The organism is Streptomyces endophytica (genome assembly GCF_026153355.1).
Classification (GTDB): domain Bacteria; phylum Actinomycetota; class Actinomycetes; order Streptomycetales; family Streptomycetaceae; genus Streptomyces; species Streptomyces endophytica.
Genome location: NZ_CP110636.1, coordinates 4156111 through 4168520, shown reverse-complemented (window position 1 = coordinate 4168520; position 12410 = coordinate 4156111). Strand labels below are relative to the sequence as shown.

At 70.9% G+C, this 12410-nt stretch carries 13 protein-coding genes and 1 pseudogene; 3 read left to right on the top strand and 11 right to left on the bottom strand.

Annotated elements, in window-relative coordinates; all coding sequences use genetic code 11:
• Window positions 1-22 precede the first annotated feature (22 nt).
• Window positions 23-967, top strand: a complete 945-nt coding sequence (gene dapA, locus OJ254_RS18540) for a 4-hydroxy-tetrahydrodipicolinate synthase (RefSeq protein WP_265363217.1) — start codon at window positions 23-25, stop codon at window positions 965-967.
• Here dapA and OJ254_RS18535 read toward each other — a convergent pair.
• The 11 genes and pseudogenes from OJ254_RS18535 to OJ254_RS18485 form a co-directional block, all read right to left on the bottom strand.
• Window positions 870-1805 carry an EI24 domain-containing protein gene (locus OJ254_RS18535; RefSeq protein ID WP_265363216.1) on the bottom strand — a complete coding sequence of 312 codons (936 nt, stop codon included), beginning with the start codon at window positions 1803-1805 and terminating at the stop codon, window positions 870-872. The two genes, dapA and OJ254_RS18535, sit on opposite strands and share 98 nt — an antisense overlap.
• 152 nt (window positions 1806-1957) lie before the next feature.
• Window positions 1958-2962 (bottom strand): 2,3,4,5-tetrahydropyridine-2,6-dicarboxylate N-succinyltransferase, encoded by a 1005-nt coding sequence (gene dapD, locus OJ254_RS18530; RefSeq protein WP_265363215.1) that lies wholly within the window; start codon window positions 2960-2962, stop codon window positions 1958-1960.
• 128 nt (window positions 2963-3090) lie between these two features.
• Window positions 3091-3411, bottom strand: a complete 321-nt coding sequence (locus OJ254_RS18525; RefSeq protein WP_265365217.1) for a DMT family transporter — start codon at window positions 3409-3411, stop codon at window positions 3091-3093.
• Window positions 3412-3579: 168 nt separating this feature from the next.
• Window positions 3580-3915 (bottom strand): metal-sulfur cluster assembly factor, encoded by a 336-nt coding sequence (locus tag OJ254_RS18520; protein WP_006606317.1) that lies wholly within the window; start codon window positions 3913-3915, stop codon window positions 3580-3582.
• Window positions 3912-4369: pseudogene (sufU, locus tag OJ254_RS18515) on the bottom strand (Fe-S cluster assembly sulfur transfer protein SufU). Before sufU ends, OJ254_RS18520 begins: the two are co-directional and overlap by 4 nt.
• A gap of 37 nt (window positions 4370-4406) precedes the next feature.
• A complete protein-coding gene (locus tag OJ254_RS18510; protein WP_261952155.1) occupies window positions 4407-5663 on the bottom strand; it encodes a cysteine desulfurase in 1257 nt (418 codons plus the stop codon).
• The gene (gene sufC / locus OJ254_RS18505; protein ID WP_265363214.1) at window positions 5660-6424 is read right to left on the bottom strand and encodes a Fe-S cluster assembly ATPase SufC; all 765 of its coding nucleotides are present in this window, start codon (window positions 6422-6424) and stop codon (window positions 5660-5662) included. The genes OJ254_RS18510 and sufC overlap by 4 nt, the downstream gene beginning before the upstream one ends.
• 7 nt (window positions 6425-6431) lie before the next feature.
• Entirely contained in the window at window positions 6432-6749 is a 318-nt protein-coding gene (locus tag OJ254_RS18500) for a non-heme iron oxygenase ferredoxin subunit (protein WP_030411902.1), read from the bottom strand.
• A complete protein-coding gene (gene sufD / locus OJ254_RS18495) occupies window positions 6746-7930 on the bottom strand; it encodes a Fe-S cluster assembly protein SufD (RefSeq protein WP_261952153.1) in 1185 nt (394 codons plus the stop codon). Before sufD ends, OJ254_RS18500 begins: the two co-directional genes overlap by 4 nt.
• Before the next feature lie 60 nt (window positions 7931-7990).
• Window positions 7991-9412: a Fe-S cluster assembly protein SufB gene (gene sufB, locus OJ254_RS18490; protein ID WP_265363213.1), complete on the bottom strand. Its 1422-nt coding sequence runs from the start codon at window positions 9410-9412 to the stop codon at window positions 7991-7993.
• A complete protein-coding gene (locus tag OJ254_RS18485) occupies window positions 9409-10272 on the bottom strand; it encodes a helix-turn-helix transcriptional regulator (RefSeq protein ID WP_265363212.1) in 864 nt (287 codons plus the stop codon). Before OJ254_RS18485 ends, sufB begins: the two co-directional genes overlap by 4 nt.
• Before the next feature lie 199 nt (window positions 10273-10471).
• Between OJ254_RS18485 and OJ254_RS18480 the strand changes: the two genes are divergently transcribed.
• Both OJ254_RS18480 and OJ254_RS18475 read left to right on the top strand, forming a co-directional pair.
• Window positions 10472-11434 carry an ABC transporter ATP-binding protein gene (locus OJ254_RS18480; RefSeq protein WP_265363211.1) on the top strand — a complete coding sequence of 321 codons (963 nt, stop codon included), beginning with the start codon at window positions 10472-10474 and terminating at the stop codon, window positions 11432-11434.
• Window positions 11435-11521: 87 nt separating this feature from the next.
• Window positions 11522-12316: an ABC transporter permease gene (locus OJ254_RS18475; protein ID WP_265363210.1), complete on the top strand. Its 795-nt coding sequence runs from the start codon at window positions 11522-11524 to the stop codon at window positions 12314-12316.
• Window positions 12317-12410 lie beyond the last annotated feature (94 nt).

Genomic DNA, 12410 nt, shown 5'->3' with positions numbered 1-12410 from the left:
GATGGGCCTTCACACTTCCGGCATGGAGCACCCCACCCCCTTCGGCCGCACCGCGGTCGCCATGATCACCCCGTTCACCGCTGACGGGGAACTGGATCCGGACGGCGCCCAGCGGCTCGCCACCCGGCTCGTCGACGAGGGCGGCTGTGACGCCCTGGTCCTCAGCGGCACCACCGGCGAGTCCCCCACCACCTCGGACGCCGAGAAGGAGACCCTGCTGCGGGCCGTCGCCGAGGCGGTCGGCGACCGGGCGTGGATCACCGCCGGGGTCGGCACCAGCGACACCCGGCACACCGTCGAACTGGCCCGCGCCGCCGAACGGGCGGGCGCGCACGGCCTGTTGGTGGTCACCCCGTACTACTCGCGGCCCACCCAGGAGGCCGTCGCGCACCATCTGCGCACGGTCGCGGACGCCACCGGACTGCCGGTGATGCTCTACGACATCCCCGGCCGCACCGGCACCGCGCTGGCCGCGGACACCCTGCTGCGGCTGGCCGGCCACCCGCGGATCGCGGCGGTCAAGGACTGCGGCAACGACCTGCTGAAGTCGGCGAAGGTACTGGCCGCGACGGACCTCGCGTACTACGCCGGCTCCGACGAGCAGATCCTGCCGCTGCGCGCGCTGGGCGGCGCCGGCTGCGTCAGCACGGCCGGCAATGTGGCGCCGCGCGCGGTGCGGGCGGTGCTCGACGCCTACGACGCGGGCGACACCGTGGGCGCGGCCCGCCGGCAGCTCGCCCTGATCCCGCTCATCGAGGCGGTGACCGGGTCCGGGACGCCCGGCACGGTCGCCGTGAAGGCGCTGCTGGCGCACCTCGGGCTGCCGGCCGGGCCGGTCCGCGGTCCCCTGCTGGACGCGGACGCCGCGCTCACCAGCCGGCTGGTGGACGCCCTGCGGACGGCCCTGGACCGGACTGCGGACGCGGAGGCTCGGGAAAGTGCGGTGCCGGCGGGGGTACCGGGCTAGCCGGGTACGGGCCGACGCCGGCCGGGGCCGCACCCTCGCCCCGGCCCGCGGCCTCGTCCGCGCCCCGGTCCGTGTTCCCGTCCCGGTCCCCCGGCCCGTTCTCGTCCGGCAGCAGGTCCCGCACCAGCAGGGTCGCGCCGGCCACCGCGCCCGGCATGAGCACGACCGCGAGGAACGGGATCAGGAAGAGCAGCACGAGCGGGGTGCCGAAGCCGACCGCGAGCGCCTTCCGCCCGCGCAAGTGCCGCAGTCGGGCGCGCACCGGGACGTCCCGGCGCTGCATCGCCACCGCGGTCAGCTCGACGGTGAGGAAGAACCCGGAGACGCAGAAGCCGATCGCGGGCACCACGGTCTGGCCGAGGAAGGGCACGAAGCCGAGCACGAACAGCAGGACCCCGAAGCCGGCCGCGCGCAGCAGCACATGGACGCTGTCGCGCAGGGCGAGCGCGATCTCCCGCCACAGCGGCCGGTCCGGGCCGGGCGGGCAGTACCCCTCGCTCTCCTCGACCTGCTCCGAGAGCGACTCGTAGAACGGGTCGCCGATCAGCAGGGTGACCGCCGTGAAGGTCAGCACCGACAGCGTCAGCCCGCCGGCCAGCAGCAGCGCCACGAACACCCCGCGCAGCAGCCCCTGCCAGGGCGAGCCCCAGTCGTCGGCGAACGGCGTCGCCCAGGCGGCGAGGTCGCCGGACCAGATGGCCAGCGCGGTGAGCACCCCGGCGTAGAGCACCAGCGCGATCAGCGCCGGGATCAGCCCGAACCCCCACCACCGGCCGTGCCGGGCAACCCAGCGCTGGCCCTCGCCCAGATACCGCATCCCCGCTACAAGATCACGCATGGCGCAAGCCTAGAGGGTGCCCGGCGGGGCGGGGACGGGGCGGGTACGAACGGGAGGGCGGCCCGGCGGAAAGGTGTCCGCCGGGCCGCCCTCCGCTCACCGAGGTGCGCCACCGCCCCGTGGGGTCCGGGCCGCCGGTCGGCGTCCGGCCGTCAGTTGTGGCTGTGCAGGATCTCGTTCAGGCCGCCCCAGGTCGCCTTGTTCGGGCGGGCCTCGACGGCGCCGGTGGTGGAGTTGCGGCGGAAGAGGATGTTGTCCGCGCCGGAGAGCTCCAGGGCCTTGACGATCTGGCCGTCGGGCAGGGTGACCCGGGTGCCCGCGGTGACGTACAGACCGGCCTCGACGACGCACTCGTCGCCCAGGGCGATGCCGATGCCGGACTCGGCGCCGAGCAGGCAGCGTTCGCCGATCGAGATGATCTGCTTGCCGCCGCCCGAGAGGGTGCCCATCGTGGAGGCGCCGCCGCCGACGTCGGAGCCGTCACCGATGACGACGCCGGCGCTGATCCGGCCCTCGATCATGGAGGTGCCGAGCGTCCCGGCGTTGAAGTTGACGAAGCCCTCGTGCATGACGGTGGTGCCGGCGGCGAGGTGGGCGCCGAGGCGGACCCGGTCGGCGTCCGCGATCCGCACCCCGGCGGGCGCGACGTAGTCGGTCATCCGCGGGAACTTGTCGACGCTGGTGACCGCGAGGTGGAGACCCTCGGCGCGGGCGTTCAGCCGCACCGTCTCCAGCCGGTCCACCTGCACCGGGCCCAGCGAGGTCCAGGCGACGTTCGCCAGCGCGCCGAAGATGCCTTCGAGGTTCTGCCCGTGCGGCTTGACCAGGCGGTGGCTGAGCAGGTGCAGACGCAGGTAGGCGTCGTGCGCGTCCAGCGGCTTGTCGTCGAGCGAGGCGATGACCGTGCGGACGGCCACGACCTCGACCTCGCGGACCGGGTCGGGACCGATCGCCTTGAGGACGGCCGGGCCCAGGAGGTCGGTGGCGCGCTCGTCGTCCAGGCGCTCGGTGCCGGCCGGGCCGGGGCCCTCGGCGGTCACGGCCACCAGCTCGGGGGCCGGGAACCAGGTGTCGAGAACGGTGCCGTCGGAGGTGACGGTGGCGAGCCCGGCGGCGACGGCGCCGGTCGTGCGGGAGGAGGTAGCAGCATCGGTCATGCTGGAAACCTAACCGGAGGTCGCCCGGCGAGGCGAACCGGTCTCATGTCTCGGGCCCGGCCCGTACGGTCGCACAACCCGCTTCGTAGGGCCGCACGAGTCCGCCGCCCGCCGCGGTGCCGCTTTCGTCAGTGCGCCCCGTCCAGATTCAGCACCACGACACCGGCGATCACCAGCAGCACCCCGAGGACCTTCAGCGCACTGGTGCTCTCCCCCAGGAACACCATGCCGATGGCCGCGATCAGCGCGGTCCCGACGCCGGCCCAGATGGCGTACGCGGTGCCCATGCTCATCGACTTGAGGGTCTGCGCGAGCAGCGCGAAGGCGATCACGTACCCGAGCGCGGTGCCCAGCGACGGCCACAGCCGGCTGAAGCCGTCGCTGTACTTCATCGAGGTGGTCGCGAGGATCTCGGACAGGATCGCGCCGGCGAGCATCACATAGGCCATGCGGACGACCGTACCGAGTGCCGGGTCCCAGGTCAGCGGGCCGTCCGCACGCAGCACGGCCGTGCCCGCCGGTGGTGACCGGCGGGCACGGCCGTGGTGTTCGCGCGGACCCGTGACGTGCGGGTCCGGTCACCGGACCCGCGATGTGCGGGTCCGGTCAGGTCCCGATCAGACGTTGAAGCCGAGCGCGCGGAGCTGCTCGCGGCCGTCGTCGGTGATCTTGTCCGGGCCCCACGGGGGCATCCAGACCCAGTTGATCTTCAGCTCGCTGACGATCCCGTCCGTGGCGGACTTCGCCTGGTCCTCGATGACGTCGGTCAGCGGGCAGGCCGCGGAGGTCAGCGTCATGTCGATGGTGGCGATGTTGGCGTCGTCGATGTGGATGCCGTAGATCAGGCCGAGGTTGACGACGTCGATGCCCAGCTCGGGGTCGACGACGTCGTACAGCGCCTCGCGGACCTCTTCCTCGGAAGCCGGCTTCGTGGTGGTCGGGGTGTCGGTCATGCGGTCTTCGCCTCCTCGGAGAGGGCCTTGGCCGTGGCGTCCTTCCAGGCCATCCAGCTCAGCAGGGCGCACTTCACGCGCGCCGGGTACTTGGAGACGCCGGCGAACGCCACCGCGTCCTCCAGCACCTCCTCCATGGCGTCATCGGGCTCCACCTGGCCCTTGGACTGCATCAGCTCCAGGAACATCTCCTGGATCTTCTGCGCCTCACCGAGCTCCTTGCCGACCAGGAGGTCATTGAGCACCGACGCACTGGCCTGGCTGATCGAGCAGCCCTGCCCCTCGTAGGACACATCCTCAATCGTCGCGCCGTCGAGCCGGACCCGCAGCGTGATCTCGTCGCCACAGGTCGGGTTGACGTGGTGCACCTCGGCGTCGCCGTCCCGAAGACCGCGCCCATGGGGTGCTTGTAGTGGTCCAGGATGACGTCCTGGTACATGGAATCCAGCTTCACGGCTCAGTCAGTCCTCGTCCTCATCCGCTGTGCGTGGTCATCCGAAAAAGTTCCGCACGTGCTCCAGGCCGTCGACCAGGGCGTCGACCTCGGCCGGGGTGGAGTACAGATAGAAAGACGCTCGCGTGGTCGCGGGAATTCCGTAGCGCAGGCACACCGGACGGGCGCAGTGGTGGCCCACCCGGACCGCGATCCCCTGCTCGTCCAGGACCTGCCCGACGTCGTGCGGATGGATGTCGCCGAGCGTGAAGGAGATCGTCGCACCGCGGTCCTCGGCCGAGCTCGGGCCGATGATCCGCAGGTCGGGGACCTCCAGCAGCCGCTTGACGGCGTACTCCGTGATCACGTGCTCATGGGCGGCGATCTTGTCCATGCCGATCGAGGAGAGGTAGTCCACGGCCGCGCCGAGGCCGACGGCCTGGGCGATCGGGGGCGTACCGGCCTCGAACTTGTGCGGCGCCGGCGCGTAGGTCGAGGAGTGCATGGACACCGTCTCGATCATCTCGCCGCCACCCAGGAACGGAGGCAGGTCCTCCAGCAGCTCCTGACGGCCCCACAGCACGCCGATGCCGGTCGGGCCGCACATCTTGTGGCCGGTGAAGGCCACGAAGTCGGCCTGCAGCGCCTGCACGTCCAGCACCATGTGCGGGGCGGCCTGCGAGGCGTCGATGCAGACCAGCGCGCCGACCTCCTGGGCCCGGCGGATGATCGTCTCGACCGGGTTGAAGGTGCCGAGGAGGTTGGAGACCAGCGTGAACGAAACGATCTTCGTCCGCTCGGTGATGACCTCTTCGATGTTCGTCAGGTCCAGGCGGCCGTCGTCGGTCAGGCCGAACCACTTCAGCTGCGCACCCGTGCGCTGCGAGAGCAGCTGCCACGGAACGATGTTGGAGTGGTGCTCCATCTCCGTGATGACGATCTCGGTCTCGCGGTCCACGCGGTAGGGCTCGTCGGCCCAACCGAGCATGTTCGCCACGAGGTTGAGCGACTCCGAGGCGTTCTTGGTGAAGATCACCTCGTCGCGGCTCGGCGCGTTGATGAAGGCCGCGACCTTGTCGCGGGCGCCTTCGTACAGCGCCGTGGCCTCCTCGGCGAGCACATGCACGCCGCGGTGGACGTTGGCGTTGTGACGTTCGTAGTAGGCGTTCAGGGCGTCGAGGACCTGACGCGGCTTCTGCGAGGTCGCCGCGTTGTCCAGGTACACGATCTTCCGGCCGTCGTGGACCTGGCGGTCCAGGAGGGGGAAGTCCTTACGGATCGCCTCTGTGTCGAGGAGGCCCGGCAGCTGTGTCACGCGGTCGTACCACCCTTCACGTATGCCTCGTAGCCCTCGGCCTCCAGCTTGTCCGCCAGCTCCGGGCCGCCGGACTCGGCGATCCGCCCGTTGGCGAAGACGTGGACGTGGTCGGGCTTGATGTAGCGCAGGATGCGCGTGTAGTGGGTGATCAGCAGGGTGCCGACCTGGCCGGTCTCGCGGATGCGGTTGACACCCTCGGAGACGATGCGCAGTGCGTCGACGTCCAGACCGGAGTCGGTCTCGTCGAGGATCGCGATGGCCGGCTTGAGCAGCTCCAGCTGGAGGATCTCGTGGCGCTTCTTCTCACCGCCGGAGAAGCCCTCGTTCACGTTCCGCTCGGCGAAGGAGGGGTCCATCTGGAGGCGCTCCATGGCCTCCTTGACCTCCTTGACCCACAGCCGCAGCTTGGGGGCCTCACCGCGGATCGCGGTGGCGGAGGTGCGCAGGAAGTTGGAGACGGAGACACCGGGGACCTCGACCGGGTACTGCATGGCGAGGAAGACGCCGGCCCGGGCGCGCTCGTCGACGGACATCTCAAGGACGTCCTCGCCGTCGAGGGTGACGGTGCCGCCGGTGATCGTGTACTTGGGGTGACCCGCGAGCGAGTAGGCGAGCGTCGACTTGCCGGAGCCGTTGGGGCCCATGATGGCGTGCGTCTCGCCCTGCTTCACGGTCAGGTCGACGCCCTTCAGGATCTCGCGCTGGCCGTTCTCGGCCTCGACGGAGACGTGCAGGTCGTGGATCTCAAGCGTTGCCATGGGTGACTCAGGACTCCTGGGTGACGGAGACGAGCACGTCGTCCCCTTCGATCTTTACGGGGTATACGGGGACGGGGCGCGTCGCGGGGAGGCCGGACGGCTTGCCGGTGCGCAGGTCGAAGCTCGAACCGTGCAGCCAGCACTCGATCGAGCAGTCCTCGACCTCGCCCTCGGAGAGGGAGACGTTCGCGTGCGAGCAGATGTCGTTGATCGCGAACACCTCGCCCTCGGTGCGGACCAGCGAGATGGGCGTGCCGTCGATCTCCACCCGCTTGGGGGTGTCCTCCTCCAGCTCGCTCAGCGCCGCTGCGCGTACGTAGCTCATACCGCGGACGCTTCCAGCTCGGCCTCGATCTTGCTCATCAGGCGCTCCTCGACGTCCGGCAGGCCGATCTGCTGGACCAGCTCGGCGAAGAAGCCGCGCACGACGAGGCGGCGGGCCTCCTCGGCGGGGATGCCGCGGGCCATCAGGTAGAAGAGCTGCTCGTCGTCGAAGCGGCCGGTCGCCGAGGCGTGGCCGGCGCCGACGATCTCACCGGTCTCGATCTCCAGGTTGGGCACCGAGTCGACCCGCGCGCCGTCGGTGAGGACGAGGTTGCGGTTGAGCTCGTAGGTGTCCGTGCCGGTGGCCGAGGCGCGGATGAGGACGTCGCCGATCCAGACGGCGTGCGCGTCCTCGCCCTGCAGCGCGCCCTTGTAGGTCACGTGCGAGCGGCAGTTGGACGCCTCGTGGTCGACGAACAGGCGGTGCTCGTGGTGCTGGCCCTGCTCGGTGAAGTACAGGCCGTAGAACTCGGCCTCGCCGCCGGGGCCGGCGTACGTGACGCGCGGGTGCAGGCGGACGAGGTCGCCGCCGAAGGTGACGACCACGGACTTGAAGGTGGCGTCCCGGCCGACCAGGGCGTTGTGCTGGCCGGTGTGGACGGCCGACTCCTCCCAGTCCTGGACGGACACGACGGTCAGCTTCGCGCCGTCGCCGAGGAGGTAGTCGACGTTGGCGGCGAGCACCGCGTCACCGGTGTGGTCGATGACCACGACCGCCTCGGCGAACGCACCGAGCTCGATGACCTGGTGACCGAAGGCCGTACCGCCCTCGCCGTGCACGGCGATCCGGATCGGCTCGCTGAGCACGGTCTCCTTGGGGACCGTGACCACCGAGGCCTTCTCGAACGAGCTGTACGCCTGGGCGGCGACCCGGTCGACGGGCTTGCCGGCCTTGCCGACCCGCGGGTCGGCGCGGTCGACCAGCTCGTGGGTGACGCCCTCGGGCGCGGTGATGTCGATCTTCAGGTCCGGACCGCCGGCCTCCGCGGAGCCGTCGTGCAGGCCCTTCAGGCGCGCGAGGGGGGTGAACCGCCACTCCTCCTCGCGGCCGTGCGGCACCGGGAAGTCCGCCACGTCGTAGGACGGCGGGGCGCTCATCCTCGTGGCGACGGTGGACTCCGCGGCCACCGCGATGGAGCCGGTGGTCGTGGAACCCGCCGGGATGTTCTGAGCCTCAGCCATGGCTGTCGTCTAGCTCGCTTTCTGCGTTCTTTGGGAGTCGGTCGCTGCGGGGGGCCGGGGTCAGCCGACCGCACCCTCCATCTGCAGCTCGATCAGCCGGTTGAGCTCCAGGGCGTACTCCATCGGCAGCTCACGGGCGATCGGCTCGACGAAGCCGCGCACGATCATCGCCATGGCCTCGTCCTCCGACAGACCGCGGGCCATCAGGTAGAACAGCTGGTCCTCGCTGACCTTGGAGACGGTCGCCTCGTGGCCCATGGAGACGTCGTCCTCGCGGACGTCGACGTAGGGGTAGGTGTCGGACCGGGAGATGGTGTCCACCAGCAGGGCGTCACACAGCACGTTGGACTTGGAGCCCGCGGCGCCCTCGCCGATCTCGACCAGACCACGGTAGGAGGTCCGGCCGCCACCGCGCGCCACCGACTTGGAGACGATGTTGGACGAGGTGTTCGGCGCCATGTGGACCATCTTGGAACCGGCGTCCTGGTGCTGGCCCTCGCCGGCGAAGGCGATGGACAGGGTCTCGCCCTTGGCGTGCTCGCCCATGAGGTAGACCGCCGGGTACTTCATCGTCACCTTGGAGCCGAGGTTGCCGTCGACCCACTCCATGGTCGCGCCCTCGTAGGCGACGGCGCGCTTGGTGACCAGGTTGTAGACGTTGTTCGACCAGTTCTGGATGGTCGTGTAGCGGCAGCGGCCGCCCTTCTTGACGATGATCTCGACCACCGCGGAGTGCAGCGAGTCCGACTTGTAGATCGGCGCGGTGCAGCCCTCGACGTAGTGGACGTAGGCGTCCTCGTCGACGATGATCAGCGTCCGCTCGAACTGGCCCATGTTCTCGGTGTTGATCCGGAAGTAGGCCTGCAGCGGGATGTCGACGTGGACACCCTTGGGGACGTAGATGAACGAGCCGCCGGACCACACCGCGGTGTTCAGCGACGCGAACTTGTTGTCACCGACCGGGATGACCGTGCCGAAGTACTCCTGGAAGAGCTCCGGGTGCTCCTTCAGCGCGGTGTCGGTGTCCAGGAAGATGACGCCCTGCGCCTCCAGGTCCTCGCGGATCTGGTGGTAGACGACCTCGGACTCGTACTGCGCGGCGACACCGGCGACCAGGCGCTGCTTCTCCGCCTCGGGGATGCCGAGCTTGTCGTAGGTGTTCTTGATGTCCTCGGGCAGGTCCTCCCAGGAGGCGGCCTGCTGCTCCGTGGAGCGGACGAAGTACTTGATGTTGTCGAAGTCGATGCCCGACAGGTCGGAGCCCCAGTTCGGCATGGGCTTCTTGTCGAACAGCCGCAGGCCCTTGAGGCGCAGCTTGAGCATCCACTCCGGCTCGTTCTTCTTCGCCGAGATGTCACGGACGACGTCCTCGGAGAGACCGCGCTTCGCCGAAGCGCCGGCCACGTCGGAGTCGGCCCAGCCGTATTCGTAGTTGCCCAGACCCTCGAGTTCGGGGTGAGCAGTCTCCGTGGGGAGCGTCATGCGGGGTTCCTCCCGGCCGTGCTTGCAGATGGTGTCGTGGTCTTGTGGGGGCGCTCACCGGCGCGGTGAGCTGCCTTGCCGGCTCCGGCCTTCGGGACGAAGGTCGTGCACACCCCGTCGCCGTGGGCGATGGTGGCAAGGCGCTGTACGTGGGTCCCGAGCAATCGGGAGAAGACCTCGGTCTCCGCCTCGCACAGCTGCGGGTACCGCTCGGCGACGTGGGCGACCGGGCAGTGGTGCTGGCAGAGCTGTTCACCGAGCTGGGGGTTGGGGGCGCTGCGCGCCGTAGCAGCGTACCCGTCCGCGGTCAACGCCTTCGCCAGGGCCTGGGTGCGGGCCTCCGGGTCGGCGCTCTCGACCGCCTCGCGGTAGCCCTCGGCCTGGGCGGCCAGCCGGGCGCGGGCGAACGCGGCGACCGCCGCCTCGCCCTTCTCGCCGCCGCCCGCGCTCTGCGCGATCCAGCGCAGCGCATCGGCGGCGAGCTGGTCGTAGGCCTGGTCGAAGGCGTCCCGCCCGCAGTCGGTGAGGGCGAAGGCCTTCGCCGGGCGGCCGCGGCCGCGGCTGCCGTAGACCCGCTGCTCGCGGGGCTCGACGACGCCCTCGGCGACCAGCGCGTCCAGGTGCCGGCGGACGGCGGCCTGGGTCAGCTCCAGCCGGAGGGCGAGCTCGGCGGCGGTGGACGGACCGTGGTCGAGGATGGAGCGGGCGACCCGGTTGCGGGTGCCCTGCTGTTCGTCGTGTGACGCGGGGGCGGCCTGCGGGGCCGGCGTCGCCGGGGCGTCCCGTTCGGGCGCGGAGGCGGCCGGCCCGGCGGTCTCGCCGACCCCGGGCTCTCGCTGATCCTCGCTCGCGTATTTCACAACGCCATTGTTGCGTAATTCGTCAAACCGATTCAAGCGTGGTCCGGATGGCGGGATGGTGGCCTCTATCACTTAGGTTCACCTCATTTCAACCCTGCCCGATGGCCCCCGATCAGGCCCGCGACCTGCCGGGAAGGGCCGCAATTCGGGGCGAGCCCCCACTGACGGCGGCGCGGTCGCTCTTCGTAGACTGCGCGGCATGCGCAGCACCTCCCCGGGGAGCACTCCCCGGACCCCCGGACGGGCGCCGGCCGTCGAGGTCACCGGCCTGGTCAAGCGGTACGGGACGAAGACCGCGGTGGACGGCCTCGACCTGACCGTCGCGCACGGCACCGTCACCGCCGTGCTCGGCCCCAACGGCGCCGGCAAGACCACCACCGTAGAAACCTGCGAGGGATACCGCCGTCCGGACGACGGCACGGTCCGCGTCCTGGGCCTGGACCCGGTGGCCGACGCCGCCGCGCTGCGCCCCCGGATCGGCGTGATGCTGCAGTCCGGCGGCGTCTACGCGGGCGCCCGCGCCGAGGAGATGCTGCGGCACACCGCCACCCTGCACGCCCACCCCCTCGACGTCGGCATGCTGATCGACCGGCTGGGCCTGGGCTCCTGCGGCCGGACGACCTACCGGCGGCTCTCCGGCGGCCAGCAGCAGCGGCTGGCGCTGGCCATGGCCGTGGTCGGCCGCCCGGAGCTGGTCTTCCTCGACGAGCCGACGGCCGGCCTCGACCCGCAGGCCCGCCACGCCACCTGGGACCTCGTACGGGAACTCCGCGCCGACGGCGTGAGCTGCGTGCTCACCACCCACTTCATGGACGAGGCCGAACAGCTCGCCGACGACGTCGCGATCATCGACGGCGGCCGGGTGATCGCCCAGGGCAGCCCCGACGAGCTGTGCCGCGGCGGCGCCGAGAACAGCCTGCGCTTCACCGGCCGGCCCGGCCTCGACCTCGCCTCCCTCCTCAAGGCGCTGCCCGCGGACAGCTCCGCCTCGGAGCCCGCCACCGGCGTCTACCGCGTCCACGGCAAGATCGACCCGCAGCTGCTGGCCACGGTCGCCTCGTGGTGCGCGCAGAACGGCGTGATGCCGGACGCGATAGCCGTCGAACGGCACACCCTGGAGGACGTATTTCTTGAGCTGACCGGTAGGGAGCTGCGCGCATGAGGGAGACCCACTCGTCTTTCGGCCGGGGGTCCGGGGTTGTCCCCCGGGAAGGCACAGCCTTGAGCTGACCGGTAGGGAGCTGCGCGCATGACCGCCACCGAGGCCGGTACCGCCACCACCACGGGCACGTTCGCCCCGCGGCCCGGCGCCGCGCCGCTGCCCCGGATGATCCGGGCCCAGGCGGCCCTGGAGACCCGGATGCTGCTGCGCAACGGCGAACAGCTGCTGCTCACGGTGATCATCCCGACGCTGCTGCTGGTGCTGTTCTCCGCCGTCGACATCGTCGACACCGGGGCGGGCAGGGCCGTGGACTTCCTGGCGCCGGGCATCCTCGCGCTGGCCGTGATGTCCACCGCCTTCACCGGCCAGGCCATCGCCACCGGCTTCGAGCGCCGCTACGGCGTCCTCAAGCGGCTCGCGGTCTCGCCGCTGCCGCGCTGGGGGCTGATGACCGCGAAGACCTGCGCGGTGCTGGTCACCGAGGTCCTGCAGATCGTGCTGCTGACGGCGGCGGCCCTCGCACTGGGCTGGTCCCCGCACGGCAACCCGCTCACCGTGCTGCTGCTCCTCCTGCTCGGCACGGCCGCGTTCTCGGGGCTGGGACTGCTGATGGCCGGGACGCTGAAGGCCGAGGCGACGCTGGCCGCGGCCAACCTGGTCTTCCTGCTGCTCCTGGTCGGCGGCGGGGTGATCGTCCCGCTCGCCAAGTTCCCGGAGGCCGCCCAGGCCGTGCTGCACCTGCTGCCGATCTCGGCCCTCTCGGACGGGCTGCGCGAGGTGCTCCGGCACGGCGCGGCGGTGCCGTGGTCCGACCTGGGCATCCTCGCCGGGTGGGCCGTCCTGGGGCTGGGCGCGGCGGCGAAGTTCTTCCGCTGGGAGTAGGTCACGGGGTGGACCGTTCAGGTCCCGCATCGCCTCGCACCCCCGCGCTGCCCACCCCCTCGTGAAAACTTGCACAAGCCGCCGCCTACCATGG